The organism is Coleofasciculus sp. FACHB-712, from assembly GCF_014695635.1.
In the GTDB taxonomy this organism is placed as follows: domain Bacteria; phylum Cyanobacteriota; class Cyanobacteriia; order Cyanobacteriales; family FACHB-T130; genus FACHB-T130.
Map to the genome: position 1 here is coordinate 1 of NZ_JACJOQ010000615.1, position 3,855 is coordinate 3,855.

General features: G+C 44.6%; 4 protein-coding genes. All 4 read right to left on the bottom strand.

Features of this window, described 5'->3' with window-relative positions:
- On the bottom strand, nt 1-480 hold a 480-nt coding region (locus tag H6F50_RS22600), incomplete at its 3' end, for a DUF1993 domain-containing protein (RefSeq protein WP_190430435.1).
- A 152-nt stretch (nt 481-632) separates the two neighbouring features.
- Nucleotides 633-1,130, bottom strand: coding sequence for a cupin domain-containing protein (locus tag H6F50_RS22605; protein ID WP_190430436.1), 498 nt, complete (start codon nt 1,128-1,130; stop codon nt 633-635).
- 426 nt (nt 1,131-1,556) lie between these two features.
- Complete coding sequence (locus tag H6F50_RS22610) at nt 1,557-3,569, bottom strand: methyl-accepting chemotaxis protein (RefSeq protein ID WP_190430437.1); 2,013 nt, start codon at nt 3,567-3,569, stop codon at nt 1,557-1,559.
- A 105-nt stretch (nt 3,570-3,674) separates the two neighbouring features.
- The coding region (locus tag H6F50_RS26800; protein ID WP_206754847.1) for a hypothetical protein at nt 3,675-3,855 on the bottom strand (181 nt) is incomplete at its 5' end.

The following is a 3,855-nucleotide window of genomic DNA, read 5'->3' on the forward strand; positions in this document are numbered from 1 at the left end:
CATGTAATCTCGTTTTCCAATTGGTACACCAGCCATGCGAAGAATATCGTAAGCTGTGACCATATGGAAGTAAAAGTTTGGAATTAGAAATTCATTCACGTAGGCATTACCAGACAACTCGACGTAGAGGCTCTGACCCAAGTCAATGCGCGTCACCTCAGCTAGCTTTGCATCTTCAGCGTTAACACCCAAAAGAAGTTCCTTAGTGTTTGCTATGTGCTCGTATGCCTGTGTGAGAGCTATCACGTCTGGAGCTAGATTATTCGCAGGTTTGCCATCACACCACAGAGCAAAGTTGCGTGGTTGATTGCAGGTGAAAGCAATCTGTGTACCGAAGGGAAACATATCAGCTGCAATGCGCTTTTGAAGAAACGACTCGTCATCACAAAAATGAGTCTGAGCTGACTTCAAGAGATGCTCAAGAGTCGCTAAGCGGCTTTGAAAGAGGGTTCGGATTAAATCTATATTCTGGCTTTGCATTTTGTGATCCCTCAAGTCTTTTCTATGAACCCTAGCTGTACTTAGAACAAATTTCAGCCTAACGCTCTTGGTCAGCGGTTGCCAACACTTTATTTAACTCCACAAGTGGCCGCTGCACTAGGGTTGTTATGCCGCGATCGCTCCAACAGATATCAATCCTCAGTAGATTGCTTGCTGCTCCAAAAAAGTTGAAGCGCTGACTCATCAAATATGTAGGCGGACTCATCATCCCTAATCACTCGTTTACCAAGCCGAGGAAAAACGCCAACATCTAAGCGTCCTGCTTCTCCACCTATCAGATATACAAGGTCTTCATCGAATGGATTACGAAGATGATGGGGTTGTTGAGGTAGCCCAAAGCCCATGAAGTCTCCTGGTTCGACTTCATACTCCACATCTCCAATTTCCGCAATACCTCGACCCGACAAAATGTAAACCCATTCTTCTTCATTTTGGTGAGCGTGGAAAATGAAGGATTCCTTGCCTGATGGTACACGAGCAATCGTTACACCAATGCGTTTAAGACCAACAGCACGCCCAAGGAAGCGTAAATAAATTTCTGAATTGGGGTTAAGCGGATGATGAAACTCAAACGCATCCATTGAATTGATGTCTGATGCTTTCAGCAGGGAATGTTGTTCATCAGTCACGTTGATGTCCTCCTATCAAGTTGGCCAAGGGTCTGAGCACCACAATAAAGCCTAAACCGCTCCGCAGATACCCTTCACCTGCCGCCCTACCGAAACCTCAAAATAATTCAATCCTGAACATCGACAGATAGCCCTTTGGTTGCCTCTTTACCGAAGACTCAGCAGCATAACGGTACAGTTGAGCCGATACAGATAACTTTGTGATTCCAACTAATCAATTTTGATGTTCGGCGGGTGCATGGGCGTTGTTGTACCGCGTAGTTATGGAACAAACCCAAACGAATCCATAGTTGTCGTGCTACTACTTGAGCAGGGCTATTCACCTCCAAATACGCCACAGTAACTTCTCCAACCGGAGTTCTCCCTAAAGCTTCACCAGATTCAATACTGGCCTGGAAATGCTCACTCCATTGGGATTAATTGGGACTATCCACGGTTTGCAGCTTGACTCAAAGCATTCATCGCACTGACAACTTGCTGAATTCCGCTCGACTGTTGTTTAGCCGTTAGAGAGATTTGCTGACTATTCACTGTAATCGTATTGACTGCATCTACGATCTCTTCCACGGTTTTACGGCCTTCATCGGATACTGCCACAGTAGCTTTCGTCGCTTTTTGAATACTGGCTACCAGTTCACTAATCTGTTCAGCCGATTTACGGCTTCTATCCGCTAGTTTTCGAATCTCAGCAGCCACAACAGCAAAGCCCCTACCATTTTCGCCTGCCCGAACTGCTTCGACCGCCGCATTGAGTGCCAACATGTTCGTTTGGTTAGCTAAATCACTAACTAAGTTAGAAATCGCATTGATTTGAGTCGTTTGATCTCTAAAGTGTAAGATTTGTTCTCCAATTTGTTCGACCTTCGCTTTTAAGCTAGAAGCAGTTCCAGAACCGTTCTTTTGCTCACTATCATCAATCAATATGAGAACTTGGCGCGCTCCAGTTGCAGCCGCTTCAGCTTGTTCAGCCGCTTGCCGAGAAGAGGTATTTAACTCATCCATTGTGGCAGTCGTCTGATTGACCGAAATAGCCTGCTGCTCCAGGTTTCTCTGTAATTCTGTCGTTTTAGCCTCCAATTCTGTCGTTTTAGCCTCCAATTCTGTCGTTTTAGCGGCGACCTCTCGGATCATTGTGTTGAATGCCTGTGCTAACCGACCTAACTCATCTTGGCTGCTGTCATCAAGAACCACCTGAAACTCTCCATTGGCAATTCGATTCGTTGCAACCGTGATTTCTTCTAAAGGAGTTGCAATGCGCCGACGTAAAACCCAAAACACAATTGCTACAACAATCATGAGGGAGCCAAAGCCTAGAAACAACGTAAAGCGAGCTAGCGAGATCGCTTTTTCAGCCAAAATTGCTTTGGGTAAAACGGTAACAAAGTACCAATCAGGTCCCTGTAGCGTAGTGACAGCTAAGTAATTGCTCTCGTTCGGATTATCGATGACGACTTGATCGGTAGCTTTATTTGTGACCGCCTCAAAAATACGTTTTAGCTGAGTGTCTCCTGAGTCAAGAATTTTAAACTCACCTTTTTGTTGCTGAATTTGCTCCATCAATTGCGGATGAGCAATCAGGCGACCATCTTTTCGAAAAATTAGGTTATAACCGCCTTCAATGTGCTCCTCGATCGTTCGCTTAAATAAATCATTCAGTAATACATCCTGTCCAAGAGTACCGATGATTCTGTCATTAGAGTAGATAGGCGTTACACAAGAAAGAATCCAGATTTTAGCAACCCCATCGATTTGAACCCCCGACCAAACCGTTTCTCTGGCTGGATTGTGCTTCTGGTCACCAACCCACACATATTCTTCCTTGGATAAGTCAAAGCCAACGGGGGCATCCTGTGCCCATGTTGGATAATCAGGCCAGTAAATAACAGCAATATTCTCTGGCATATTCAGGTAGAGATCCGGAAAGCGATTATGCCAGGGTGGACCATAGGCATTGATTAAATCGTAGGACGTTACTACGCGACGGCGAATGTCATCATTGATTAGAACTGGCTTATCAATGAACACGCCTGCTTGCCGTTTGCCATCGAACAAGTTGGGGCGATTGCGGGTTGCCCCATCGGGAAAACGCACAAATAGCTGATCGAAGCGAGCTTTCACGCCTTCGCTATCAGTATTTTCCAAGCGTCGTAGCCACTCCTCCTTAAAGATGGCATGGTTATCTTCTGCCATTAAAAAGATACTTTGTTCTCGTTGACCTCGCTCTATTACATGACTCTTGAGTTGGTCTAACGTCTGCGACTTGAGAGTAGAAACAATCTGAAAGTAGCTAATCGCTGTTGAGCCAACAATAACAGCCGTAACACTAAACGCAATTTGAATAAGTGTTCGACGAGCAAGTGATTTTTTCGTTTTAGCTTGAGAAGATAAGGATTTTTGACTCTGAGAGCCTTGTTTTGTAGGAGAATTAAAGTCAAACATTTATAGTTTTAAGTTAACAGTTATGTTTCAGCTTAATTAAGCTGCCCACAAACTATCTAAACTTAGTAAAAATCCTTACAATTTGAAATAATACTGAGAGTTGTGCTAATACTGAGTAAGCGGCACCTGAGACTGTAAATTATTTTGTGAAGCGGTCAAAATTAACTCAAATATTAGAAGGTCGCCTATGCCTCGCCGTCGTCGCGAAGATAGGCATTGCATAATAGAGGGCGGACATGCAGCATAAGGAGTGCTGCGCTGCTCAGCGTGCGATCGCAATTCCCGC

Bases quoted from the DNA above. Each gene is read 5' to 3' on its own strand.
- H6F50_RS22610 (WP_190430437.1), bottom strand. From the start codon at position 3,569: ATGTTTGACTTTAATTCTCCTACAAAACAAGGCTCTCAGAGTCAAAAA.